The following is a 24,358-nucleotide window of genomic DNA, read 5'->3' as shown; positions in this document are numbered from 1 at the left end:
ACTTCTCGCGGCCCTCCGACGTCAGCTCCACGATCACCCGTACGCGGTTGCTCTCGTCCCGCTCCCGGGTCACCAGTCCCTCGGCGACCATGCGGTCGATCCGGTGGGTCATCGCGGCCGGCGTGAGGCCGAGCCGCTTGGCGAGGTCGCTGGGGCCCATGCGATACGGGGCGCCGGAGAGGACGAGGGCCTTGAGGACCTCCCAGTCGGCGTTGCTGATGCCCAGCGCGGCGGTCTGGCGGCCGTAGGCGACGTTCATACGGCGGTTCAGCCGGGACAGCGCCGAGACGATCTTCTCGACCTGCGGGTCGAGGTCCTGGAACTCGCGCTGGTAGGCGGCGATCTGTTCTTCGAGGGTCGGCTCAGTGACGCCGGGGGTGTCGCCCATGGGGCGAGTATGGCACGGGGTCCGTTGGCGTTGAAGTCCTTCTGTATGTACTCTTTAGCTTCGAAGTTTAGTTTCGAAGTCTTCAGGTCTAACCCCTGAAGACTTCACGGTCTTGAGAGAGGTGAACGTGACCAGGGCGATGGGCGCAGCGATGCGCCGGATCCACGTGGGTAACGCACTCAGCGCCTTCGGGCTCGGCTTCACCGTCCCCTACCTGTACGTCTATGTGGCGCAGGTGCGGGGGCTGGGAGCCATGACGGCGGGGCTCGTCCTCGCCGTCTTCGCCGTGGCCGCGCTGATCGTGCTGCCGTTCGCCGGGCGGGCCATCGTCCGGCGCGGCCCGCTGCCGGTGCTGCTCGCCGCCCTGGTCACCGCCGCGATCGGCGCGCTGAGCCTGGGGCTCGCGGGCAACGCGACCGCCGTACTGCTGTCGGCGGCGGCGCTGGGTGCCGGGCAGGCCGTGATGCAGCCGGCGCTGGCGACGATGATCGTGGACTGCTCGTCGGCGGAGACCCGGTCGCGGGCGTTCGCGATGCAGTTCTTTCTGCAGAACCTGGGGCTCGGCGTCGGCGGGCTCATCGGGGGCCACCTCGTGGACGCGACCCGGGTGTCGTCGTTCACGCTGCTGTTCGCGATCGAGGCGGCGATGTTCCTGCTGCTGGTCGTGGTGATGGTGACCGTGCGGATGCCGCGCTCTCCGCGGATCGGGGATGCGCCGGCGGCGTCCGCCAAGGGCAGCTGGAAGCAGTTGCTGGGGAACCGGGCGATGGTGCAGCTGTGTGTGCTCGGGTTCGTGCTGTTCTTCGCCTGCTACGGGCAGTTCGAGTCGGGGCTCAGCGCGTACGGCGTCGAGGCTGCCGGGATCTCCACGTCCGCGCTGGGGACGGCGCTGGCCGCCAACACGGCGATGATCGTCGTGGCGCAGTTCCTGGTGCTGAGGTTCGTCGAGCGGCGTCGGCGGTCGCGCGTGATCGCCGCTGTCGGGCTGATCTGGGCGGTGGCCTGGGTCGCGGCGGGGTACGCCGGGCTGGGGCACGGCAGTCAGGAGATGGCGACGGCCGCCTTCATCTCGACGTACGCGCTGTTCGGGCTGGGTGAGGCGATGTTGTCGCCCACCGTGGCGCCGCTGGTCGCGGATCTCGCGCCCAGTGGGATGGCGGGGCAGTACAACTCCGCCTTCGCGCTGGTGAAGCAGCTGGCGCTGGCCGTCGGGCCGGCGGTGGGCGGGCCCATGGGGGCCTCGCTGCACGCGCCGTACATCGTGACGTTCCTGCTGTTCTCGTTGGGGATCAGCGTCCTCGCCCTGCGGCTGGGGCGGCGGCTGACCGAGGCGCAGGACCGGCCGTGGTCGGCGCGGAGCCGGGTTGTGACGCGCGGCGGGGCTGCGGAGCCGGTGCCGGCGGACGCGTAACCGTAGGGCCCGCGGCCGCGCCGCTGCGTCCCCTTACTTGTTCGGCAGCGCGAACTCGCACCACACCGCCTTGCCGCCGCCCGGTGTTCTCCGGCAGCCCCAGGCCGAGGCGATCGTCGCCACGATCGCGATGCCGCGGCCCGACTCGTCGCCCGGTTCCGCGCGGCGGCGGCGAGGGAGGTGGTCGTCGCCGTCGGTGACCTCGATGATCAGGCGCCGGTCGGTGCGGCGGAGGCGGAGGCGCATGGGTGGGGTGCCGTGCTGGAGGGAGTTGGCGACCAGTTCGCTGGCGGCCAGGACGCCCAGGTCGTGCAGGTCGGCCGGGAAGCGCCAGCTGGTGAGGACGCCGGAGGCGAACGCACGCGCGCGTGGGGCCGCTTCCACGCCGCCGAGGAGTTCCAGCGCGGCGTTGCGGAAGAGTTCGCTGTCGGCGCCGGTGCGGGCCGGGTGCTGGAGGACCAGGACGGCCACGTCGTCGTCGTGGTCGGCGGTGACGCCTGCCGAGCGGAGCAGGCGGTCGCAGATCACCTGCGGGGTGCCGGTGGCGCCGGCGAGGGCGTGCCGGAGGGCCTCGATGCCCTCGTCGAGGTCGGCGTCCCGGCGTTCGACCAGGCCGTCCGTGTAGAGCACGGCCATGGAGCCGGGGGTGAGCGGCACCGAGCCCGAGGCGTGCATCCAGCCGCCGGTGCCGAGGGGTGGGCCGGTGGGTTCGTCGGCGCGCAGGACCGTGCCGTTCTCGTCGCGGACGAGGATGGGGAGGTGGCCGGCGGAGGCGTACACCAGCCGGCCCTCGTTCGGGTCGTGGACGGCGTACACGCAGGTGGCGATCTGGTTGGCGTCGATCTCCGTCGCCAGGCCGTCCAGCAGTTGCAGTACCTCGTGCGGGGGGAGGTCCAGACGGGCGTAGGCCCGCACCGCCGTGCGCAGCTGGCCCATGACCGCTGCCGCGCGGACGCCTCGGCCCATGACGTCGCCGATGACCAGGGCCGTGCGGCCGCCGCCGAGGGTGATCACGTCGTACCAGTCGCCGCCGACCGCGGCCTCCGTGCCACCCGGCTGGTAGGCGACGGCGATGCGCAGGTCGTCCGGTTGTTCGAGCTCTTGGGGGAGCAGTGACCTCTGGAGGGTGACGGCCGTCTCGCGCTGGCGGCGTTCGCTGGCTCTGAGGCGTTCTGCGGCCTCGGCGTGGTCGGTGACGTCGGTGGCGAAGATCAGGACGCCGTCGCCGGCTCCGTCGGCGACGGGGGTGCAGGTGAAGGTGTAGGAGCGGCCGTCGGGGGCCTTGCGGGACTTGACCGTGCGGGGCTTGCCGCTGCGCAGGACCTGATCGAGGAGGGGCAGCAGGCCCAGGTCGCGGAGTTCGGGGAGGGCCTCGCCGGCCGGTTCGCCCGGCGGGCGGCCGCCGAAGGCCGTGGCGTAGGCGTCGTTGACGTAGGCGAGGCGGTGGTCGGGGCCGTGGACGAGGGCGACGAGTGCCGGGACGCGTTCGAGGACCTCGCGTACCGGCAGTTCGTCGACGGCGGGGGTCGACGGTGGGTCGTCGGTCAGTTGTTCGGCGCGGGCCGCGGGGACGGAGCCGTCCCCTCGACGGTCCGGGGTGACCGTCTGGTCGGTCCGCGCGGCGGCGCGGCGCTGCGTTCCGGGGAGCCGGGCGCTCCAGCGCGTGAAGTTCACGAATCCTTGCCTCGTGTAGTGGTCGTCGACCGGCTCCGGACCCGGCCCGGTCCCCCGGGGGTGGCGCGGCGGTGGCCGTGCCTTGGTACGACCCCTGGGAAGTGCAGCACTTGGGAAAAGCCTCGTGGGTTCGGTGAGCAGGGTGGGCGGCGGCCCGCCCTGACGCGCGGACCAGTCTGGCAGTGTGGCCGACCGGGCCGACATCCGTCAGACGCCGGGGTGGCCGTAGGAGTTCCTCGGGATGGTCAGGTCGACCCCTTCGGGTCGTAAGGAGGCTTTCCACCGGCCGCGAGTTCGAACTCCGCACGGGGATGTTCGAGTGAACCCAGGGAGACGATCTCCCGTTTGAAGAGGCCGGAGAGGATCCATTCGGCGAGCACGCGCGCCTTGCGGTTGAAGGTCGGCACCCTGCTCAGGTGGTAGGCCCGGTGCATGAACCACGCGGGGTAGCCCTTCAGTTTGCGCCCGTAGACGTGGGCGACGCCCTTGTGCAGTCCGAGGGAGGCGACCGAGCCGACGTACTTGTGGGCGTACGTCTGGAGGGGCTCGCCGCGCAGGGAGTGGACGATGTTGTCGCCGAGGACCTTCGCCTGGCGGAGCGCGTGTTGTGCGTTGGGGGCGCACTCCGTGTCAGGCGCGCCTGCGGTGACATCGGGGACGGCGGCGGCGTCACCCGCGGCCCACGCGTGCGCGTGCCCCTCGACCGCCAGCTCCGGGGTGCACTTCAGGCGGCCCCGTCCGGTGCGCGGCAGGTCGGTGGCGGCGAGCAGCGGATGGGGTTTGACGCCGGCCGTCCAGACGACCGTACGCGTGGGGAAGCGCTGTCCGTCGCTGAGGACCGCCACCCGGTCGGCGCAGGACTCCAGGCGGGTCTGAAGAAGGACCTGGATGTTGCGGCGGCGCAGTTCGGTGACCGTGTAGCGGCCGAGTTCCTCGCCGACCTCGGGCAGGATGCGGCCGGAGGCCTCGACGAGGATCCACTTCAGGTCCTCGGGGCGGATGTTGTGGTAGTAGCGCGTGGTGTAGCGGGCCATGTCCTCCAGCTCGCCGAGCGCCTCGACGCCGGCGTAGCCGCCGCCGACGAAGACGAAGGTGAGGGCCGCGTCGCGGATCGCGGGATCGCGGGTGGAGGAGGCGATGTCCATCTGTTCGATGACGTGGTTGCGCAGGCCGATGGCCTCCTCGACGGTCTTGAAGCCGATGCCGTGGTCGGCGAGACCGGGGACGGGCAGCGTGCGCGCGATGGTGCCGGGGGCGAGGACCAGTTCGTCGTACGAGAGCTGCTCGGCGCCCGTGCCCTCCTCCTCGGTGGCGAGGGTGGTGACGGTCGCGAGGCGCTTGGCGTGCTGAACGGAGCGCACCTCGCCGACGATCACCCGGCAGTCGGGCAGGACGCGGCGCAGCGGTACGACGACATGGCGCGGGGAGATGGAACCGGCGGCCGCCTCGGGGAGGAACGGCTGGTACGTCATGTAGGGGTCGGGTGTGACGACCGTGATCTCGACCTGGCCCCGCCTGAGTTCCCGCCTCAGCTTCCGCTGCAGGCACAGGGCCGTGTACATCCCGACGTAGCCGCCGCCGACAACGAGAATGCGCGCACGTTCCTTCACCATCCCATGACGCACCCGGCGCTTGCGTTTGTCCACAGCCCCGACAATTTGTGTGACCGGACTGGGAGCGCGCCCATGGTTGGCCGAAACGACCAGGTGGAGGAGAGCCGCGCAGGTCAGGTGGTGTAGGCCGGGTGAGGTAGGGCGGCACAATCGGGACGTATACGACCCGTACTCCGATCGGGGGGCGCTCCGTGCGGAACCTGCCCCTTCTGAATTGACTGTCTCTCAACTATGTTCGTGTGTCGACGGGGTGTAGGGGGATGCGCTCGTCGGTTCTCGGGGTTCGCGACGGGCGGGCCCGGGGGCCCGGCGGGTCGGCTCGCGGTAGGGGCCTGTTCCCCGCGCTCCGGCTAGCAGTGGCGGGGAGTGTCTCCGGGGGGAGACGTCATTACCGGGGGAATTCGTATGCACATTCAGGACTCTCGTTGGTCTTCCGCGTCTGCCATCGCACCTGGTGGCGCGGTCGCGGCGGCGGGCAACGGACGCGGGGACGGCCCGCGGACCGCGCCGCTGCGAGTGGACGCACAGCGCAACCTCGAACACGTACTGCGGGCCGCCCGCGAGGTCTTCGGCGAGCTGGGGTACGGCGCGCCGATGGAGGACGTGGCACGCCGCGCGCGGGTCGGCGTCGGCACGGTGTACCGGCGCTTCCCGAGCAAGGACGTCCTGGTGCGGCGGATAGCCGAGGAGGAGACCTCCCGGCTCACCGACCAGGCCCGGGCGGCGCTCGGTCAGGAGGACGAGCCGTGGTCGGCCCTGTCGCGCTTCCTGCGCACGTCGGTGGCGTCCGGCGCCGGGCGGCTGCTGCCGCCGCAGGTGCTGCGGGTCGGTGTCGCCGAGGACGGCGAGCCCGACGAGGCGCGGGTGCCGCAGCAGCGGACGCAGCCGGGCGGCGGTGAGCTGCGGCTGGTGGCGCAGGCGCCCGCGTCGGCCGGGGACGACGCCGGTGCGGCGGTGCTGCTCGACGTCGTGGGCCAGCTCGTGGAGCGGGCGCGCGCGGCGGGCGAACTGCGGCCGGACGTGTCGGTCTCGGACGTCCTGCTGGTGATCGCGACGGCGGCACCCTCGCTGCCGGACGCGGCGCAGCAGGCGGCGGCCTCGGCACGGCTGCTGGACATCCTCCTGGAGGGCCTGCGGTCGCGGCCGGCGTGACGGTGGGCGTGGGCGCCGCGCCGCCCACGCCTTGCCCGCTCCTGCCCAACCCGGTGTCCCTAGGTGGCCTGTTGTCGCCTGATCCGTACAACTGAGCACTAGCACTGGCTCACGACAGGCCCCCACGGACGGGTGGATGGTCGGTACGACCACCTCCTGAACAAAAGCCAATATGGCAACCTGGCCCCTGTTCGGGACTGGTTGGGCAGGCGGCGGGGGCTTTCCGCGATGAGCGTTGACGGGCGGGACGAGTCACTCGGTGACGAGGGCGGCGAGGCCAACGGCCTGACCGCGCCCCAGGTGCCGGCACAGCGCGACCGGCGGGAGGACAGCGTCCTGCCGCCACCGGTCGAGCTGCCGTCGTCCGACGCCGAGTTGATCGGCCGGATGCGCGCGGGCGACGACACGGCATACGAGGAGCTGTACCGCCGCCACGCGCAGGCCGTACGCCGGTACGCGCGCACGTGCTGCCGCGACCCGCACACCGCCGACGACCTCACCGCCGAGGTCTTCGCCCGCGTGCTGCAGGCGGTACGCGGCGGCCACGGCCCCGAGCACGCCGTACGGGCATATCTGCTCACCACCGTCCGGCGCGTGGCCGCGAACTGGTCGAACTCCACCAAACGCGAGCAACTGGTCGACGACTTCGCGGTGTTCGCCGCCCAGTCCGCCCGCGCCTCGGAGGTGTCCGACACCGACACCCTGGACCTGGGCGCGGACGTACGCGCCATGCACGCGGCCGAGCAGTCCCTGGCGATGCGGGCGTTCCGCTCGCTGCCGGAGCGCTGGCAGGCCGTGCTGTGGCACACCGAGGTCGAGGACGAGTCGCCGAGCGAGGTCGCCACGCTCTTCGGGCTCGACGCCAACGGCACGCGCGTACTCGCCAGCCGGGCCCGGGAGGGCCTCAAGCAGGCCTACCTCCAGGCCCATGTCAGCGCCGCGCTCACCAGCGACGAGGAGTGCGCCCGCTACGCCGACCAGCTCGGCACCTACGCCCGCCGCAGGCTGCGCACGCGCGCCGAGCGGGGGCTGCGCAAGCACCTGGAGGAGTGCGCCAGGTGCCGGCTGGCCGCCGGCCAGATCGAGGACCTCGCGAGCAGCATCCCCGCGGTCGTGCCGGTCGCGGTCATCGGCTGGTTCGGGGCCGCCGGGTACGCCAAGGTGGCCGGGATCGTCGCGGGCGGTGCCGGAGCGGGGGCGGCGGGCGCGGCGGGTGCCGCCTCGGCGGCGGGTGGCGCGGCGGCGGGTGGCTCGTCCGGCGGGGCGAGCGGCGCGGCGGCGGGTGGCTCGTCCGGCGGGGCGAGCGGCGCGGCGGCGGGTGGCTCGTCCGGCGGGGCCGGCGGTGGGGCCACCTCGGCGGCAGGTGGCTCGTCCGGTGGGGCGAGCGGCGGGGGCGGCGCGGCGGCGTCGGAGGGCCTGGGCGCGCCGGTGAAGGCCGGGATCGCGGCCGGCGTGGCGGCCACGGCGATCGCTGTAGTGGCCATCGCCCTGGTCGGCAACGACGAGCCGGCCGAGGAGAAGAAGCCGTCGGCCAAGCCCCCCGCATCGGCCCCGGCCGCCCAGCCGGAACCCCCCGCCCCCACTCCCTCGGAATCGACCCCCGAGCCCCCGGCCGCGCCCCCCGTCATCCCGGCGGCCAACGCGACCCCGACGCCCACCCCGTCACCGACCCCGACGCCAACCTCCACACCCACCCCGAAGCCGACCCCGACACCCCGGCCGACGCCGACCCCCACGCCAACGCCCACGCCGCCCCCGACACCGACTCCCCCGCCGCCCGTCTCCTACCAGCTCAACGAGCTCTCCTACGACGTCACGGGCGACGGCACCGAGCCCGAACTGCGGCTGAGCGGCAGCAGCTGGGTCTGGCAGCGCTACGGCCTGTCGATCGGCGGGACGACGTACGCGCGCGGGGTCAGTGTCCACGCCCGCTCGTCCGTCACCGTCGACCTCAATCGCGCGTGCACGTCGTACGACGCCCTGGTGGGGATCGACGACTCGACGCTGGGCCTGGGCAAGGTCCACTTCTCCGTCCACGCCGACGGCACCCGGCTCTGGGAGTCGGGCCCGGTCAGGGGCGGGGAGGCGGCGACACCGGTGCACGTGGACCTCACCGGGCACCGGACCGTGCGCCTGGTCGTGGCACCGCACAGCCCCTTCGACCACGTGGCCGTGGCGGACTGGGCGGAGTCCCGGTTCACGTGTACGTGACGGTCATCCGCCGGACGCCAGCGCCCCGCGTCTCGGCGTGATCCCCGCGGGCACCGCACGCGCGCGTGCGGGTGTCCCGGTCCAGCAGGTGCCCCGCCGGGCCAGCAGACGTCGTAGCCACAGCTCCAGGGAGACCAGGTCCGCCAGGCCGTCCAGGGGCAGCGGTTCGCCCTGGGTGGCCGCGCGCAGCGCCTTGCGTACGACGCGTGCCTCGACCAGGCCCGCCTCCGCCAGCAGGGGCGTGTCGAACAGTGCCATCAGGGAGTCGACCGCCACCCTGAGGCCGGCCCGCGCGGCGGCGGCCGCCGGTGCGTGGGAGGGGGCACCCCAGCCGGGCGGGAGGTCGGTGATGCCCGCCCCTTGCAGGACCGTTCGCAGGATCGCCGCGCGGGCGCCGGGCTGGACCCGCAGGGCCTCCGGCAGGGCGCGGCAGGCCCGGACGACCTGGTTGTCGAGGAACGGCGCGTGCAGGCGCTGGAAGCGGATCTCGGCGGCCTGCTCCAGGACGCGGATGTCCGCCGCCGTGCGGGCGAGCGCCGCCCGCGCGCGGAAGTCGCCCGGCCGCTGACCTGGTCCGAGCCCGGCGCCGGAGCGATGTGTGGCCCCCTGCAAGCGAATCGATACTTCAGCCAGTGCCTCTCCGGTCAGCCAGCGCGCCGCCGGGCCGGGTCTGGCCCAGGTCAGTGCTGCGAGCGAGGCGCCGACCGCGCCCCCGGGTTCCTCGAAGCGCTTCTGCAGCAGCCGCTCGGCGAGGCTCTCCAGGCCCGACCCGTAGGGCGTGCGCGCCAGCCGTCGTGCCGCCGCGTACACGCGCGCGGGGACCAGGACGGACCCGTCGGCCTTGGCGAGGGCGGCCACCGGCCGGACGAGGTGGCGTCTTTGCCGGTCCAACAGCAGGTCGGCGAGGCGGGCCGGATGGGCGTCCAGCACCTGGCGTGCACCGTACCCGGTGAGGTGGTCCGCGCTGCCGGAGGCGAGCCGGGCCCGGTGCCGGACGGAGGTGACCAGACTGGGGCCGGGTTCGTCGGTCAGGGGGCCGTCGAGGTCGGCGTACGGCAGGGTCTCCTCGCCGCCCGCCACCACCACGTGGTGGAAGCGCGGGTTGGCGGCCAGTGCCCCCGCCCGCTCCAGCTCGGCCTCCCGGCCGCCGACCGCCAGATCGTTGAAGGTGACGGCCAGCAGCCGCTCCCCCGCGCCCGTGCCGTGTCCCAGCACGGTGCCCGGCATGCCCGGCAAGCCCGCCGCGAGCAGCGCCAGCGTGCCGGAGGCGGGCCCGCCCGAGAGGTCCGCTCCGATGCCGGGCACCGGCATCCCGCGCGCGGCACGTCGTTCGGCGGGGCCCATGCCGGGGACGGGCCCGGGGTCGATGTCGGCGCCGGGGACGTGCCGGGGGGCGGCGAGGCGGGTGCGTACGGCCTCGACGAGGGCGTCGCGGACGGCGTCGACCGCGCGGTCGGGGTCGGCGGGCGGTGCGGCGACGGCGAGGGAGGCCACCGGCTCGTACCCGGCGACCTCGCGCGCCCCGGCGCGCAGGATGAGCGCATGCCCCGGCGGAATGCGACGTACGCCGTCGTACGGGGTGGAGTCGTGCAGCGCGGCGGGGACGTCGGGGGCGGCCAGCAGCGCGGCGAGGTGCCCGAAGTCGAGGTTGGCCTCGATGAGGTCGGCCAGCGGCAGCGCGGCGGTCGCGTAGGCGGTGCCGCCCGCCCAAGGGGTGTGGAACACCGGCCTGGCGCCCGCCAGATCGCCGCAGACGGTGATGCGCCGGCCGACCTGGACGACCGCCGTGTAGCTGCCGGGCCAGGCCGTCAGATGCCGAAGTGCCCCTCCGCGCGCGGTGAACAGCCCGAGCCGCAGCTCCTCGTCGGTGGCGCCGCAGGTGCCGAGGACCGCGATCCGGGTCTGTGCGTCGGCCGTGACGAGCCGAACCTCGTCGGGGCGCCAGTCGCCGACCGCCCACAGCGGATCCGGGTCGCCCCACAGGAGTTGGGAGCCGACCGGGTGCAGGGTCTCGCCGTCGTAACCGGTCGCCCCCGCCGAGCCGATCTCGGCGGCTCCCGCGGCGGTGCTGCTCCAACCCACCAACCACCGCATCGACGCCTCCACAGGCTGTGGACAACCAGTGCACCGTACGAACCGGTTCACCATGCTGCCACGAAGAACGCGCCGCAGAGCGGCGGCGGTGCCGCTTGTGATCCCTCGAATGCGCCCCGCGCACCGCCTCGCGCAACCCCGAACCACCCCGGAGATACCCCGGAATCCGCCGCATGACGCCCTGCGGGCCGCCCCAACAGCGTCTTGCCACAAGACGACTGCGACGCGAATGCGCCCCTGATACGCCCCCCGAAAACCCCCAACGCGCCCTCAAACTCCGTGGTGGGCGCGGTAATCACCCACAGGGGGCGGGGTCGATTTTCGGCCAAATCGATTCCGGGCAAGTGCACGTGCATACGCTTCGTGCACGCTCCGTACAGGCTCAGCGCACCACTTCGGGTGCGCACGGTCCGGGAGACGGGACACGCCTCCCGGACCGGTCCACCGCCCGCGGGGATTGAGGCGGCGGTATCCCCCAGCCCACTGGTCCAGTACAGCGGGCCGACCCACGCAGAGCCATGGAATCGCTCCCGGGATGGCCGGAGAAGAGCGCACGGACGGGCGCACGGCCACACACCGGGAGCACGCCACAACTGTGCGTACCGGGACCGTACTTCCGTACGGACCACAATCCCGCCATCCGGAACAATGCCCCTTAACGCTTGGGATCCGGCGAACTACGCTGGGTTTACGAATGCCGCGTGGTTATGCCAGCGCGGCAGCCGTCTGTGTCGAGGGGTGGCGCATGTCCAGGGAGCAACGCGGGCCGAACGAAAAGCTCGGCGCCGTTCTCGCCCTCGCGGGAATCAGCAACGCGGGACTCGCGCGGCGCGTCAACGACCTTGGCGCCCAACGCGGGTTGACGCTTCGCTACGACAAGACGTCGGTGGCGCGCTGGGTGTCGAAGGGCATGGTGCCGCAAGGTGCCGCGCCGCACCTCATCGCGGCCGCGATCGGCCAGAAGCTGGGCCGGCCGGTGCCGCTGCACGAGATCGGCCTGGCGGACGCGGACCCCGCGCCGGAGGTCGGCCTCGCCTTCCCCCGGGACGTCGGGCAGGCGGTGCGGTCGGCGACGGAGCTGTACCGCCTCGACCTCGCCGGCCGCCGGGCCGGCTCCGGCGGCATCTGGCAGTCGCTCGCCGGGTCGTTCGCAGTGAGCGCATACGCAACGCCCGCCTCACGGTGGCTGATAACCCCGGCCGACAGCTCGGTGGCGCGCGAGGCGAACCCGGCGGAAGGTTCCGGCGCACCGATCAAAGTCGGCCACAGCGATGTGCAGAAGCTGCGGGAGGCCGCCGAGGACGCCAGGCGCTGGGACTCCAAGTACGGCGGCGGCGACTGGCGTTCGTCGATGGTGCCGGAGTGCCTGCGGGTGGAGGCGGCGCCGCTGCTGCTCGGCTCGTACTCCGACGAGGTGGGGCGGGCACTGTTCGGGGCGAGTGCCGAACTGACGCGCCTTGCCGGGTGGATGGCCTTCGACACCGGGCAGCAGGAGGCCGCCCAGCGGTACTACATCCAGGCGCTGCGGCTGGCTCGGGCGGCGGCCGACGTACCCCTTGGGGGGTACGTGCTGGCGTCGATGTCGCTCCAGGCGACCTACCGCGGTTTCGGCGACGAGGGCGTCGACCTCGCCCAGGCCGCGCTGGAGCGCAATCGGGGGCTTGCCACCGCACGCACCATGAGCTTCTTCCGCCTCGTCGAGGCACGCGCACACGCGCGCGCGGGTGACGCCCAGGCCGCGGGAGCGGCCCTGAAGGCGGCGGAGGGCTGGCTGGAGCGGTCCCGCGACGGGGACAACGACCCGTCCTGGCTCGGTTTCTACTCCTACGACCGTTTCGCCGCCGACGCCGCCGAGTGCTACCGGGATCTGAAGGCGCCGCGGCAGGTGCGGCGGTTCACCGAGCAGGCGCTGTCGAAGCCGACGGAGGAGTTCGTCCGCTCGCACGGGCTGCGGCTTGTCGTGTCCGCCGTTGCCGAACTGGAGTCCGGGAACCTCGATGCGGCGTGCGAGCAGGGGGTGCGGGCGGTGGAGGTCGCGGGGCGGATATCGTCCGCGCGGACCACGGAGTATGTGAAGGATCTGCTGCATCGGCTGGAGCCGTACGGGGACGAGCCGCGGGTGGTGGAGTTGCGGGAGCGGGCTCGGCCGTTGCTGATGGCTCCCGCGTAGGGCTCCGCTGGGTGGAGCCGGTTTCCACAGGGCTGTGGTCTTGGGGCTGCGGGTGGTTCGTGGTTGATCGCGCCCGCGTGGCGGGGCCGCATATAGATGCGGCCCCGCGCCCCTGTGGAGGCCTGCGGCCCCATACGGGCGTGCGGGTTTGAGCTCGTTGTCAGTGGCGCAGTGCACTATCGAAAGCGGGAGGTGGTGTGCGGGTGCGGGCGATCGGCTACGACTGTGACGTGCTGGTGATCGGCGGCGGGATCGTCGGGCTGTCGGCGGCGTATGCGATCACGCGTGCCGCGCCGGGGACGCGGGTGACCGTGCTGGAGAAGGAGGCCGGGCCGGCCCGGCACCAGACGGGGCGCAACAGCGGCGTCATCCACAGCGGGATCTACTACCGCCCCGGCTCGCTCAAGGCGCGCTACGCGGTGCGGGGCGCGGCCGAGATGGTGAAGTTCTGCGCGGAGTACGACATCGCGCACGCCGTCACCGGCAAGCTGATCGTCGCCACCGAGCGCTCGGAGCTGCCCCGGCTGCACGCGCTCGTGCAGCGCGGCCGGGAGAACGGCATTCCGGTACGGGAGCTGGTCGCCGCGCAGATCACGGAGTACGAGCCGGAGGTGCGGGGCCTCGCGGCGATACACGTCGGGACGACCGGCGTGTGCGACTTCGTCGCGGTCGCGCGACAGCTGGCCGAGGCGTCCGGCGCCGAGATCCGGTACGGCGCGGAGGTGCTGCGCATCGACCGGCGCCCGGAGCTGGGGGTCGCCGTGCGGACGGCGGACGGGGCCGTGGTGCGCGGGCGGGTGCTGGTGAACTGCGCCGGGCTGTACTGCGACGAGGTCGCCCGGCTGACCGGGGACGATCCCGGCATGCGGATCATCCCCTTCCGGGGGGAGTACTACGAGCTGGCGCGGCCCGAGCTGGTGCGTGGCCTGGTCTATCCGGTCCCCGACCCGGCGTTCCCGTTCCTCGGCGTGCACCTCACGCGCGGCATCGACGGCGGCGTGCACGTCGGCCCCAACGCCGTACCGGCGCTCGCCCGCGAGGGCTACGGCTGGGGCGTGGTCCGGCCCCGCGAGCTGGCCCGGACGCTGGCCTGGCCCGGAGCGTGGCGGATAGCGGGCCGGCACTGGCGGTACGGCGGCGGGGAGCTGTGGCGGTCGGTGTCGAAGGCCGCCTTCACGGTGGCGGTACGGCGGCTGCTGCCGGCGGTGACGGAGGAGGACCTGGTGCCGACGGCGGCCGGGGTCCGGGCCCAGGCCGTGCTCCGGGACGGCACGCTGGTGGACGACTTCCTGATCCACGAGGGCGCGCGGGCCGTGCACGTCCTGAACGCCCCGTCCCCCGCGGCGACGGCCTCCCTGCCGATCGGCCGGGAGGTGGCCCGACGCGCGCTGACCGCCCTGGGCCGGGCATGAGCCTCGTACAAGAGCCGCCGCATCCCCGTCCACTGCTCCCGCCTGCTCGCACGCAGCCTCCGCCGGCCCGTCCACAGCCCCCGCCTGCTCGCACGCGGCCCCCGCAGGCGCGCCCGCAGCCGCTGCCCGCTCGCCCGCAGACCCCACACGCGCGCCCACAGATCCCACACGCCCGTCCGCAGACCCCGCAGGCCAATCCTCGGCGGCCGCACCCGAATCCCCCGCACGCCCGCCCGCAGCCCCCACACACCCGCCCCCAGCCTGCGCACGCTCACCCGCAGACCCCACACGCGCGCCCGCAGATCCCACACGCCCGCCCGCAGACCCCGCAGGCCAATCCTCGGCGGCCGCACCCGAATCCCCCGCACGCCCGCCCGCAGCCCCCACACACCCGCCCCCAGCCTGCGCACGCTCACCCGCAGCCCCCACACACCCGTCCTCGGTGGCCGTGCCCGGATCCGTCCGGATGGGAACGCCGTAAAATCGAATCCACTGTGTCTGACTCCCTGAACACCCCCGAAGCCCCCCACCCCACCCCTGACGGCGGTATCCGCCACACGCGGGCCAAGGGTGAGCCGCGCTTTCCGGACGGTCCCAAGGCGGACCCCGCCGGTTCGCACTTCGAGCGGCGGATCCGGAGTTTCCAGCCACGGCGGAGCCGGGTGACCGCGGGGCAGGCGGACGCGTTGCAGCGGCTGTGGCCCAAGTGGGGGCTGGACATCGACGGGCGACGGGTCCTCGACCTCGCCGAGCTGTTCGGCAACGACAACCCTGTCGTGCTGGAGATCGGCTTCGGCATGGGCGAGGCCACCGCCCAGATGGCCGCCGCCGACCCGGACACCAACATCCTCGCCGTGGACGTACACACCCCCGGCCAGGGCAATCTGCTCAACCTCGCCGACCAGAGCGGCCTGAGCAACGTCCGCGTGGCCAACGGGGACGCCATCATCCTGCTGCGCGAGATGCTCACCCCCGACTCCCTGGCCGGGCTGCGCGTCTTCTTCCCCGACCCCTGGCCCAAGAAGCGGCACCACAAGCGCCGCCTGATCCAGCCGGACTTCCTCACCCTCGCCGCGAGCCGCCTGAAGCCGGGCGCGATCCTGCACTGCGCGACCGACTGGGAGCCGTACGCCGAGCAGATGCTGGAGGTGCTCACCGCGCACCCCGCCTTCGAGAACACCCGGCCCGACGGTGGTTTCGCGCCGCGCCCCCACTTCCGCCCGCGCACCCGTTTCGAGGGGCAGGGGCTGGACAAGGGTCATGTGGTGAACGACCTGCTCTTCCGCCGCGTACCGCACGACGACCGGCGCGCAGGTCAGCAGCAGTAAAACCTTCCCTCGTTCGCACCTCCCCTCGTTAGGGTCAATGCCGTGGCGACCAGTCCCCCGTACCCGACGAACCCCGGCATGCCCACCGGCGGCACCCTGCGGCACGCGCACTGGTGGCAGAAGCGGTGGGTGCGGTACGGCGCGCTGATCACGTTGCTCGCGCTGTCCGGGCTGGTGATCCTCGCCCTGGTCCGGGAACAGACCGGCACCGAGGGCTTCCTGGTCGGTCTCGGCCTCGCGATCCTGCCCGTACCGCTGCTCATAGCCGCCTTCCGCTGGCTGGACCGGGTCGAGCCCGGCCCCTGGCGGAATCTGCTGTTCGCCTTCGCCTGGGGTGCCTGCGCGGCCGCGCTGATAGCGATCGTCGCGAACAGCTTCGCGACCCGATGGATAGCCACCGCGACCGCCGACCCGACCAGCGCGGACACCTGGGGCGCCACGGTCATAGCCCCGATCGTCGAGGAGTCCGCGAAAGCGGCCGCGATCCTGCTGCTCTTCCTCTTCCGGCGCCGCGACTTCACCGGAATCCTCGACGGCGTCGTCATAGCCGGCGTCACCGCCACCGGCTTCGCCTTCACCGAGAACATCCTCTACCTCGGCACCGCCTTCGGCACCGACCAGCTGGCCGGCCACAGCGGGATCGCCTCCGTGACCGCGGCGACCTTCTTCGTGCGGGTCATCATGTCGCCGTTCGCGCACCCCCTGTTCACCGTGCTCACCGGCATCGGCTTCGGCATCGCCGCGCTCGCCGGGGAGCGCCAGCGGCTGCGCCGCGTGCTGCTGCCACCGGCCGGGCTGCTGCTCGCGATGGGCATGCACGCCTTCTGGAACGGCTCGGCGACCTTCGGCGGCTACGGCTTCTTCGCGGTGTACGGCGGCTTCATGGTCCCCGCGTTCGGGCTGCTCACCTGGCTGGTGATCTGGACGCGGCAGCGGGAGCTGCGGACCGTCCGCGAGGAACTCCCGGCCTACGTCGTCGCCGGCTGGCTCGCGCCCGCCGAACCCTTCACCCTCGGCTCGATGCGGGCCCGCCGCCTGGCCCGCGAGTACGCCGGCCACCACCTCGGAAAGCCGGCCGCCCGGGCGGTCGCGCAGTACGAGGCGTACGCCACGTCGCTGGCCTTCCTTCGGGCTCGGGGCCGCCGGGGCCGCGCCCGGGCGGACTTCGTCGTACGGGAACGCGAGCTGCTCCAGGAGCTGTGGAGCCGCCGCGAGATCGCCCGCCCCGCGCTGGAGTACGCGGCACGGGTGACCGCGCCGCCGGTGCCGGTGATGATGCCGCCGGTGTACGGCTGGGCACCGATGCAGGGGCCGACGGCGCCCTACCCGGCGTACAACCCGTACCGCTCGTAGGACGCGCGAAGAACCTCGGACAGCCGAAACCGGCAGCCCTGACGTCGGGGGGTTGCCGTCAGGACCGCCGGGGTTCGTGAGAAGCGTGTCTCAGGGGTTGAGGCCCTTGCTCCGCAGCCAGGCCAGCGGGTCGATCCCGCCGGACCCGCCGGTGTGCACCTCCAGGTGCAGGTGGGCCCCGGTCACGTTGCCGGTCGCGCCCACGCGGCCGATCACATCGCCGGTGGCGACCTTCTGGCCGACGCTGACGCCGATCGAGGACTGGTGGGCGTACCAGATCTCGGTGCCGTCGTCGAGGGTGAGCACGGTCTTGTAGCCGTACGACCCGTTCCAGCCCGCCTCGGTGATGGTGCCGCTGTGGACGGCCTTGATGGGCGTGCCGCTCGGCGCGGCGAAGTCGAGGCCCGTGTGGTAGCCGGACGACCACAGGGCGCCGGCCTGGCCGAAGGTGGAGGTGATGGTGTACGAGGAGGTCGGCAGCGCGAACTGCTTGGCCAGTGCGGCGAGCCGCTCGGCCTCGGCCTTCTCGCGGGCCTCCTGCTCGGCCTTCGCCTTGGCGGCGGCGGCCTTCTCCTTGGCCTCCTTCTCCGCCTTGGCGGCGGCTTCGGCGGCGGCCTTCTCGGCGGCGGCCGCGGCCTCGGCGGCGGCCTTGGTCTCGACCTGCTCCTGCTGCTGCTCGGCCTGCGCGATGATGCGGGCGCGCAGTGCCTCACCGGCGTCGGTGGTGCCCTCCGCGGTGTCCTCGGCGGTCGTGCCGAGGCTGCTGAGCGGGGCGGTCGCGGTCTTGGTGTCGGCGGAGCCGGAGTCGTCGTCGGATATCAGCGCGCCGACGGAGGGCAGGTCGGGCATGGAGATCGACACCGGCGGCTTGCCGGTGTTCGCGCTGGCCATGCCGCCCGCGCCGACCGCGGCTATGACGCCGACGCCGAGAACCGTGGAGCTGCGGGCGAGTCCGCCGCCGCGCTGCTTGGTGACGCGATGCCGGCCGCGTACGGGACGGATGGTCTCCGCGGTGGGGTTCCACTCCTCCCACGGGCCCTCGTCGGTGCGCTGTGCGCCGTAGACGAACGTCTCGGTGCGGTCGGCGGAGCGCTGGTCCGGCACGAACGGGGCTTGTGGGGCAGGCCGGTTGGACGCCACGTAGGCGTACTCCTTTCCTTCCTTCTCGCCTACCGGGTTAGCTGACGGGTTCGGAGCAGGAAGGTCTCCTACGCGCGTAAACAAGCCGTACTGGTACGGCGGCTTACGCCCGATTCACCCCAAGGTGGTGGTTCCCCGGTTCCCTTGTGTGGCCGGTGAGGGCCTCGCGCGGGATTCGGCGCGTGCGCACGGAGCCGCCTCTTGTGACGGCTGGGACGACCGCGCTGCGTTATCGGACGTTAATAGAACCGGGGCCTGATTTCCAAGCTGTTCCACTTGATCATTAACGTTTTCTGCCAGGACGTACAGGCCATGAACGGCGAAAATCGGGCGAGTTGACCGCCGTTCAGGACCGTAACCGAATCTGACTGTATGTCAGTTGTTATGCGGAGGGCGTTCGTTCGCTCACCCCCGGTGACGGTCGGCGGACGGCGAGCAGAGCCATGTCGTCGGTGGCGCCGCCGCCGCTGTGCCTGCGTACTTCTTCGGCCACCACGCACAGCAGTTCGCCGGGTCCGCCGAAGGTCCGGCCGGCCAGCCGGACCGCCGGGTCGTAGAAGGCGCCCCGCGTGTCACGGGCCTCGGACAGGCCGTCGGTGTACAGCAGCAGGGTCGCCCCGCCCGGGAAGCGGGACTCCTCCGCGCGGTCCGGCCAGGCGCCCAGTTCGCCCATGCCGAGCGGCAGCGCCGGGTCCCGGGCGGGCAGCGGACTCACGGTGCCGTCCGCGTACAGCATCAGGGGTGGTGGATGGCCGCGGTTGAGGATCCGTACGACGCCGTCGTCGTGCGGGAGCTCGGCGAGTACGGCGGTGGTGAACCCCTCGAAGGCGTCGATCCTGTCGCGCCGGGTGCCCTCGCGCGTCAGCGCCCGCTCCAGCCGCTGCGCCACCGCCTCCAGCGTCGTCTCGTGCTCGGCGGCCTCGCGGAACGCCCCGATGACCACCGCGACCGCCGCCACCGCCCCCATGCCCTTGCCGCGCACGTCCCCGACCACGAGCCGTACGCCGTACGGGCTGTCCTGCACCGCGTACAGATCGCCGCCGATGAAGGCGTCCGCCTGCGCGGCCTCGTAGCGCGCGGCGATCTCGAACCCGCCGATCAGCTCCATCGGCTCCGGCAGCACCGCCAGCTGGGCGGCCTCGGCGATCTCCCAGGCGGAGTCGAGGCGGGCGTGACTGCGCCGGACGAGCACGTTGATCAGCACGGCGAGGGCGGCGACCGTGGCCACGGTGAGCGTCTCGGTGAACGCGTCGACGTGCGGCAGGGTGCCGTACCGGATGTGCAGCGCGAGCACCACGGCGACGGCGGCGACGCCGGTGAGGAGGGTGGCGCGGCGGGAGAGAAGCGGGGCGGCGATCAGCGGGGCGGCCGTGAGGAAGGGAGCGGCGGTGAAGCCGCGCGGGGTGAAGTAGTCGTAGCAGCCACCGATGAGGAGAAGCAGGACGGGGAGGGCGCGGACGATGGTGCGGGCGTAGGAGATGGGCCGTTCCTCGGGGGGCGGTACGGGGGGTGCGGGGCGGGCGAGGGTGGGGGGGTTGCTGGGGCGGGTGGGGTGGGGGAGTCGCCGGGGCGGGCGGGGGCGGGGGTGGGGGAGTCGCCGGGGCGGGCGGGGGCGGGAGAGTCGCCGGGGCGGCCGGAGGCGGGAGAGTCGCCGGGGCGGCCGGAGGCGCGGGAATCGCCGGGGCGGGCGGGGCCGGAGGCGGGAGAGTCGCCGGAGCGGCCGGAGGCAGGGGCGGTATCCCGGCTCGGTTCCTCGGGGACGCGGCCGTCAGGGGCGGGAGATTCGCCTGAGCGGTCAGGGCCGGAGGCGGGAGAGTCGCTGGGGTGGGCGGGGGCGGTGTCGCGGCTCGGGTCCTCGGGGGCGCGGCCGCCGGGGCCGGCGTGCGGTCGCTCTCCTTCTGGCTCCGCAGGCCGCACTGTCGTCTCCTACCACGCAGGTCACCGCACCTGTCCAGGGTTCCCGGAGTGGGTGTGCGGGACCAGTCGGAAGGGCCGACCGGATGAGGCCGGGTAGAAACGACTCGGGGCCGGAATCCATGATCTGGATTCCGGCCCCGGGCCTTCAGTAGCGGGGACAGGATTTGAACCTGCGACCTCTGGGTTATGAGCCCAGCGAGCTACCGAGCTGCTCCACCCCGCGTCGGTGTGACACCAGTGTACGCCATGCGCGGGACCGGTCGCGCCACCGTTTCCGCCCGCCGCCACTGACCGGCCTTTTCCGGCTCTCGTGGACCACCCGATCGAGCAGTGGCCGGTCGTCCGTGTCGCGCGTTCTTCTTGTCAGGAACGGCAGGAAGAACGGCTCGGAGAACGAACAGGAGCACTCCGTATGCCCCAGGCCACAGGACGGACCGGGTTGCCCGAGCCGCTGGTCGCGCTGATCGCCCACCACCTCGAAGTGCCGGTGAGTCCGAGTCGGCTGACCGCCGACGCGACCTTCGAGAGCCTCGGCATGGACTCGCCGGCCATGCTGGAACTCGTCGTGGCCGTGGAGGAGGAGTTCGGCGTCAGGCTGCCCGACGAGGCGCTGGACCTCTCCCCCGCCTCCACCCTCGGTGACGCCTTCCTGGCCTTCCACGACGCGTCCTGACGTCGCGCGGTCCTCGCCCCCCATCAGCCCGCCCCGCACCGCCGTGGTGAGGCTTTCCCCAGTGATGGCACGTTTCTGTGTGACGGCGGCACGTTTCCGCTGTAATAAGCGGTCGGCCAACCCGTTGAGAAAATGGGCCGTCGGGTGGTTCCGCCCTCGATTTGTAGCACGAAACGGAAGCCTGCGCCGGGGCTTTTGGTCGGTTTCATGCGGATGAGTGGACGTCCATTGCGACCGTTTGTCTCCGGCCCCGGGCGGACAGTTGTCGGGTGACGGGCGGAGGGGGATTTCTTGAATTACTCCGGAGAACTTCACGGCTCAACCGAGATTCCGGTATCCAAGGATGTGGGCCGGGAATTTTCCTGGACCGAGATCGCCGGGCACCGGGAAAGGCTCCTGCGGCTGGTCCGGCGCCGGCTGCCGAACGCGCAGGACGCCGAGGACTGTGTCCATGAGGCCATGCTGCGGGCCGCCGCGCACGGCAGCCTGGACCGCGAGCGGATCGGGCCGTTTCTCACCTCGGTCGCGCTGCGGCTGTGTGCCGATCACTACCGCGAGCAGGAGCGGCGCCACCGGCTGCTGCGCCGGGCCGTGCAGGTGGGGGTGCCCGAGCTGCCCGACGAGGGCGTGTGCGACCAGGACTTCGGGCGCTGGCTCCTCGGGCAGGTTGACCTGCTGCGCGGCCGGGAGCGGCAGGTGGTGCTCGCCCGGGTCCAGGGCATCTCCACCCTGGAATTCGCGCGTATGCATCAGATTTCGGTCAAGGCGGCCGAGGGTGCGTTTACCCGGGGGCGGGCGCGGTTGCGGCTGATGTGCGCGCGTGCGCTGGACGGGGCGGCGGCCTAGCACGTTCCGTGGTTTTCCTTTTCCGGCACTTCCATAAATTCCGCGAGGACGGTTCCCGAATGTCGGCGGACCGGCGAGATGAAAGGCAGTGAGCGTGGGAAAGAACAACACCCAGGACACCATCAAGGATTTCATCGGCGACATCGCCGACAGCACGAAGAAGGCCTTCGACGAAATTCTCGACCGGAAGAGCGACGACCGGGACGGCCTGGAATGGCTCACCCCGGCGCAGTCCGTGCAGGCGCTGACCGGGCTGCCCGGTGACGTGCTGCGCACGGTGAGCGCGCTGTCCGCCCTGGGCGGGGTCGCCAACCCGGTGGCCGCCCTCGCGGGCGCCGCGAACGCCGCCGTGCCGGGCGGTGCCGGCAACCCACTGGCCGCACTGACCGGCGCCGCGGGCAACCCGCTCGCGGCGGTGACCGGAGCGGCCGGGGCCGCCAATCCGCTGGCCGCGCTCACCGGCGCCGCGGGCGCCGCGAATCCGCTGGCCGCCCTCGCCGGGGGTGGTCCACTCGGGGCGCTCGGGCAGGTGGCCGGCGGTGCCGCCTCAGCCGTGTCGGGGGCGGCGGACATGGCCCAGGGCCTGGCCGAACTGCCCCGGCAGATCGCCCAGCTCACCGAGCTGGTCGGCAACCTCGTGCAGGTGCTGGAGAACGTTCAGCAACTCACCGGCGCCGCCACCGGCGGCGGCCGCACGTCCACGGCACGCAAGGCGACGTAGCCGCGCCGTACATCGCGCGGTGCCCTTGCGGCGCTGCGAGAGGTCGGGCGCCGCAAGGGCACCGCGAGAGCGCGGCACTGCGAGGGGCCGGACGCTGTGACGGGCCGGACGCCGCAAGGGGCCAGCCACCTCGACAGGCCGGCCGCCGCGAAAGATCGGCGCTACGACAGGCCGAACGCCACAAGAGGCCAGCCACCTCGACAGGCCGGCCGCCGCGAAAGATCGGCGCTACGACAGGCCGAACGCCACAAGAGGCCAGCCACCTCGACAGGCCGGCCGCCGCGAAAGATCGGCGCTACGACAGGCCGAACGCCACAAGAGGCCAGCCACCTCGACAGGCCGGCCGCCGCGAAAGATCGGCGCTACGACAGGCCGAACGCCACAAGGGGCCAGCCACCTCGACAGGCCGGACGCTGCGAAAGATCGGCCACCGCGACAACTCGGCGCTGCGACGGGCCGGACGCTGCGACGAGCCGGACGCTGCGACGGGCCGGGCGCTGCGAAGGGTCGGATGCGCCGAGGGGGCGAGCGCCGCGACGGGGTGAGTGTCGTGGCGCTCGTCGGGCGGTGTTGCGTCCGGCCCGTGGGTGTCGCTCGGGCGGGCGGTGGGCCGTGGTCCATGTGGGACCGATACGACGTCGGACATCAGGAGGTCGTGGTACATGAGTGCGCCGCTCGGGAACCGGCTGCGGCTGGTGGTCAAGGTGCTGGGGAGCCTCGTCGCGGACGAGGTCGGGCAGGTGGCGCGGGTCCGCCGGCGGGCCGGGCGGGATCCGGCCGCCCCGCCCTCGGCGACGCCCTCCGCCGGGGACGGGGCCCGGCGGGCGAGAGCCGTGCGGAAGGCGCTGGAGAGTCTCGGGCCGTTCTACGTGAAGCTCGGGCAGATCCTGTCCACCCGGCCCGACATGGTGCCGCCGGTGATGATCGCCGAGCTGCAGAATCTGCACGACCAGGTCGACGTCCAGCCGTTCTCCGTCTTCGAGCCGGTGCTGGCGCAGGAACTCGGCCCGGACTGGAAGCTGTGCTTCGACGACATCGACACCACCGGCCCGCTCGGCGCCGCCTCCCTCGCCCAGGTCTACCGGGTTCAACTCCCGGGCGGGCGGCCCGCGGTCGTGAAGGTGCAGCGTCCCGGCATCCGCGACACCGTCCGCGCCGACATGGCGCTGATGCGCAAGGCGTCCCGGATCGTCGCCCGCACCGCACCCCGCTTCAACGAGGTCATCGACGTCGAGGCGATGCTCGACTCGATCTTCGACGCCATGGAGCCCGAGCTGGACTTCACCGGCGAGGCCCGCAACATGGACGAGGCCCGTGAGCACATCCGCCGCTACCCGACCCTGGACGTGCCCCGGGTGGTGCATGCCACCCCCAAGGTGCTGGTGCAGTCGCTGGCGCCCGGAGCCTCGGTACGCCACCTCGACCGCCGCGCGTTCAGCGACCGCGAGCGCACGGAGATCGGCAAGGATCTGCTGCGGTTCATGTACCGGGGCTACTTCGTCGACCGGATGTTCCACGCCGACCCGCACGCCGGCAACGTCTTCGCGCTGCCCGGCGGCCCCGCCACCCTCATCGACTGGGGCATGGTCGGCCGGCTCGACCGCCGCACCAGCCTGCGCCTGCTGCCCCTGCTGATGTCCATCGCGCAGAACGACGGCCATGGCCTGGCCTGGGCGTGGGCCGACATGGGCCGGGTCACGGCCTGGTCCAATCTGCCCGCGTTCGCTTCCGACATGGCCGCACTCGTGCCCAAGGTCGCCACGGCCTCTTTGGAGGACATCAACTTCGGGGTGTCGCTGACCACCGTCCTGGAGAAGGCGACCCGGCGCGGCATCGGCTCCGCGCCGTCGATCTCCCTGCTCGGCAAGTCCTTCGCGAACCTGGAGGGTTCGGTGCGGTGTCTCGCGCCGGACATCGCCCTCGCGGAGGTCTTCAAGGCGGAGGCCCGCGGCATCATCGTCGCCCTGCTGCGCGAGTACTTCTCCCTCGACCAGGCCGCCCGCAACACGATGGACCTGCTGGCGGCCGTGACGACGGGACCCGAGCAGTGGCGCGGGCTGCTCGCCGACGCCGCGAACCGCCGTTTCGCCCTACAGGTCCAGGAGCCGTACACGCCGGCCGCGATGGGCGGCCAGCGCCCCTGGAAGCCGTCGCCCGCACTGATGGCGCTGGGCGCCGCGGCCCTGCTCCTCGACCGACGCCGCCCACCGCGCTGACCAGCGAACGACACCGCGTCTCCCTACGACGCCGTGTCT

The 24,358-nt window shown here is 72.8% G+C and carries 17 protein-coding genes, 1 tRNA gene and 1 riboswitch (1 of these 19 running past the window's edge); of the genes, 11 read left to right on the top strand and 7 right to left on the bottom strand.

Going from position 1 to position 24,358, the window contains the following annotated elements:
* Window positions 1-388: the 5' portion of a MarR family winged helix-turn-helix transcriptional regulator gene (locus I2W78_RS20780; protein ID WP_196461775.1), read on the bottom strand. It extends 161 nt beyond the left edge of the window; the window shows 388 of its 549 coding nt (coding positions 1-388); its start codon is at window positions 386-388; its stop codon lies off the left edge, out of view.
* A 139-nt stretch (window positions 389-527) separates the two neighbouring features.
* On the opposite strand from I2W78_RS20780, the gene I2W78_RS20775 reads away from it, so the two are divergent.
* Window positions 528-1,799: an MFS transporter gene (locus I2W78_RS20775; protein ID WP_196464653.1), complete on the top strand. Its 1,272-nt coding sequence runs from the start codon at window positions 528-530 to the stop codon at window positions 1,797-1,799.
* Between the two features lie 33 nt (window positions 1,800-1,832).
* Here I2W78_RS20775 and I2W78_RS20770 read toward each other — a convergent pair whose 3' ends face one another.
* Entirely contained in the window at window positions 1,833-3,473 is a 1,641-nt protein-coding gene (locus I2W78_RS20770; protein WP_196461774.1) for an ATP-binding SpoIIE family protein phosphatase, read from the bottom strand.
* 245 nt (window positions 3,474-3,718) lie between these two features.
* Entirely contained in the window at window positions 3,719-5,086 is a 1,368-nt protein-coding gene (locus tag I2W78_RS20765; RefSeq protein ID WP_196461773.1) for an NAD(P)/FAD-dependent oxidoreductase, read from the bottom strand.
* Window positions 5,087-5,491: 405 nt separating this feature from the next.
* On the opposite strand from I2W78_RS20765, the gene I2W78_RS20760 reads away from it, so the two are divergent.
* Both I2W78_RS20760 and I2W78_RS20755 read left to right on the top strand, forming a co-directional pair.
* On the top strand, window positions 5,492-6,238 hold the full coding sequence (locus tag I2W78_RS20760; protein ID WP_196461772.1) for a TetR/AcrR family transcriptional regulator: 747 nt from the start codon (window positions 5,492-5,494) through the stop codon (window positions 6,236-6,238).
* Between the two features lie 228 nt (window positions 6,239-6,466).
* Complete coding sequence (locus tag I2W78_RS20755; RefSeq protein WP_196461771.1) at window positions 6,467-8,449, top strand: sigma-70 family RNA polymerase sigma factor; 1,983 nt, start codon at window positions 6,467-6,469, stop codon at window positions 8,447-8,449.
* 3 nt (window positions 8,450-8,452) lie between these two features.
* Here I2W78_RS20755 and I2W78_RS20750 read toward each other — a convergent pair whose 3' ends face one another.
* The gene (locus I2W78_RS20750; protein WP_196461770.1) at window positions 8,453-10,543 is read right to left on the bottom strand and encodes an asparagine synthase-related protein; all 2,091 of its coding nucleotides are present in this window, start codon (window positions 10,541-10,543) and stop codon (window positions 8,453-8,455) included.
* Between the two features lie 745 nt (window positions 10,544-11,288).
* Between I2W78_RS20750 and I2W78_RS20745 the strand changes: the two genes are divergently transcribed.
* The 4 genes from I2W78_RS20745 to I2W78_RS20730 all read left to right on the top strand — a co-directional run bounded on the left by I2W78_RS20745 (window position 11,289) and on the right by I2W78_RS20730 (window position 16,806).
* Window positions 11,289-12,713, top strand: a complete 1,425-nt coding sequence (locus I2W78_RS20745; RefSeq protein WP_196461769.1) for an MFS transporter — start codon at window positions 11,289-11,291, stop codon at window positions 12,711-12,713.
* A gap of 197 nt (window positions 12,714-12,910) precedes the next feature.
* Window positions 12,911-14,125 carry an L-2-hydroxyglutarate oxidase gene (gene lhgO / locus I2W78_RS20740; protein ID WP_374222687.1) on the top strand — a complete coding sequence of 405 codons (1,215 nt, stop codon included), beginning with the start codon at window positions 12,911-12,913 and terminating at the stop codon, window positions 14,123-14,125.
* Window positions 14,126-14,619: 494 nt separating this feature from the next.
* On the top strand, window positions 14,620-15,453 hold the full coding sequence (gene trmB / locus I2W78_RS20735; RefSeq protein ID WP_196461768.1) for a tRNA (guanosine(46)-N7)-methyltransferase TrmB: 834 nt from the start codon (window positions 14,620-14,622) through the stop codon (window positions 15,451-15,453).
* Window positions 15,454-15,495: 42 nt separating this feature from the next.
* The gene (locus I2W78_RS20730; protein WP_196461767.1) at window positions 15,496-16,806 is read left to right on the top strand and encodes a PrsW family intramembrane metalloprotease; all 1,311 of its coding nucleotides are present in this window, start codon (window positions 15,496-15,498) and stop codon (window positions 16,804-16,806) included.
* A gap of 90 nt (window positions 16,807-16,896) precedes the next feature.
* On the opposite strand, the gene I2W78_RS20725 is transcribed toward I2W78_RS20730, so the two are convergent.
* The 3 genes from I2W78_RS20725 to I2W78_RS20715 form a co-directional block, all read right to left on the bottom strand.
* Entirely contained in the window at window positions 16,897-17,946 is a 1,050-nt protein-coding gene (locus I2W78_RS20725) for a M23 family metallopeptidase (RefSeq protein ID WP_196461766.1), read from the bottom strand.
* Window positions 17,947-17,957: 11 nt separating this feature from the next.
* Window positions 17,958-18,137: riboswitch (cyclic di-AMP (ydaO/yuaA leader) on the bottom strand.
* Between the two features lie 191 nt (window positions 18,138-18,328).
* Complete coding sequence (locus tag I2W78_RS20720) at window positions 18,329-19,426, bottom strand: PP2C family protein-serine/threonine phosphatase (protein WP_196464651.1); 1,098 nt, start codon at window positions 19,424-19,426, stop codon at window positions 18,329-18,331.
* A 586-nt stretch (window positions 19,427-20,012) separates the two neighbouring features.
* Window positions 20,013-20,086, bottom strand: a tRNA-Met gene (locus I2W78_RS20715).
* A gap of 189 nt (window positions 20,087-20,275) precedes the next feature.
* On the opposite strand from I2W78_RS20715, the gene I2W78_RS20710 reads away from it, so the two are divergent.
* From I2W78_RS20710 to I2W78_RS20695, 4 genes are all read left to right on the top strand, one after another.
* The gene (locus I2W78_RS20710) at window positions 20,276-20,536 is read left to right on the top strand and encodes a phosphopantetheine-binding protein (RefSeq protein ID WP_196461765.1); all 261 of its coding nucleotides are present in this window, start codon (window positions 20,276-20,278) and stop codon (window positions 20,534-20,536) included.
* A gap of 345 nt (window positions 20,537-20,881) precedes the next feature.
* Entirely contained in the window at window positions 20,882-21,382 is a 501-nt protein-coding gene (locus I2W78_RS20705; RefSeq protein ID WP_196461764.1) for an RNA polymerase sigma factor, read from the top strand.
* A gap of 94 nt (window positions 21,383-21,476) precedes the next feature.
* Window positions 21,477-22,103: a hypothetical protein gene (locus I2W78_RS20700; RefSeq protein ID WP_196461763.1), complete on the top strand. Its 627-nt coding sequence runs from the start codon at window positions 21,477-21,479 to the stop codon at window positions 22,101-22,103.
* Window positions 22,104-22,765: 662 nt separating this feature from the next.
* A complete protein-coding gene (locus tag I2W78_RS20695; RefSeq protein WP_196461762.1) occupies window positions 22,766-24,319 on the top strand; it encodes an ABC1 kinase family protein in 1,554 nt (517 codons plus the stop codon).
* Window positions 24,320-24,358: the final 39 nt, after the last annotated feature.

The sequence above is a fragment of the Streptomyces spinoverrucosus genome (assembly GCF_015712165.1).
GTDB lineage: Bacteria > Actinomycetota > Actinomycetes > Streptomycetales > Streptomycetaceae > Streptomyces > Streptomyces spinoverrucosus_A.
Note: the sequence above shows the minus strand (reverse complement) of the source record. Positions and strands in the feature narration are given on the sequence as shown.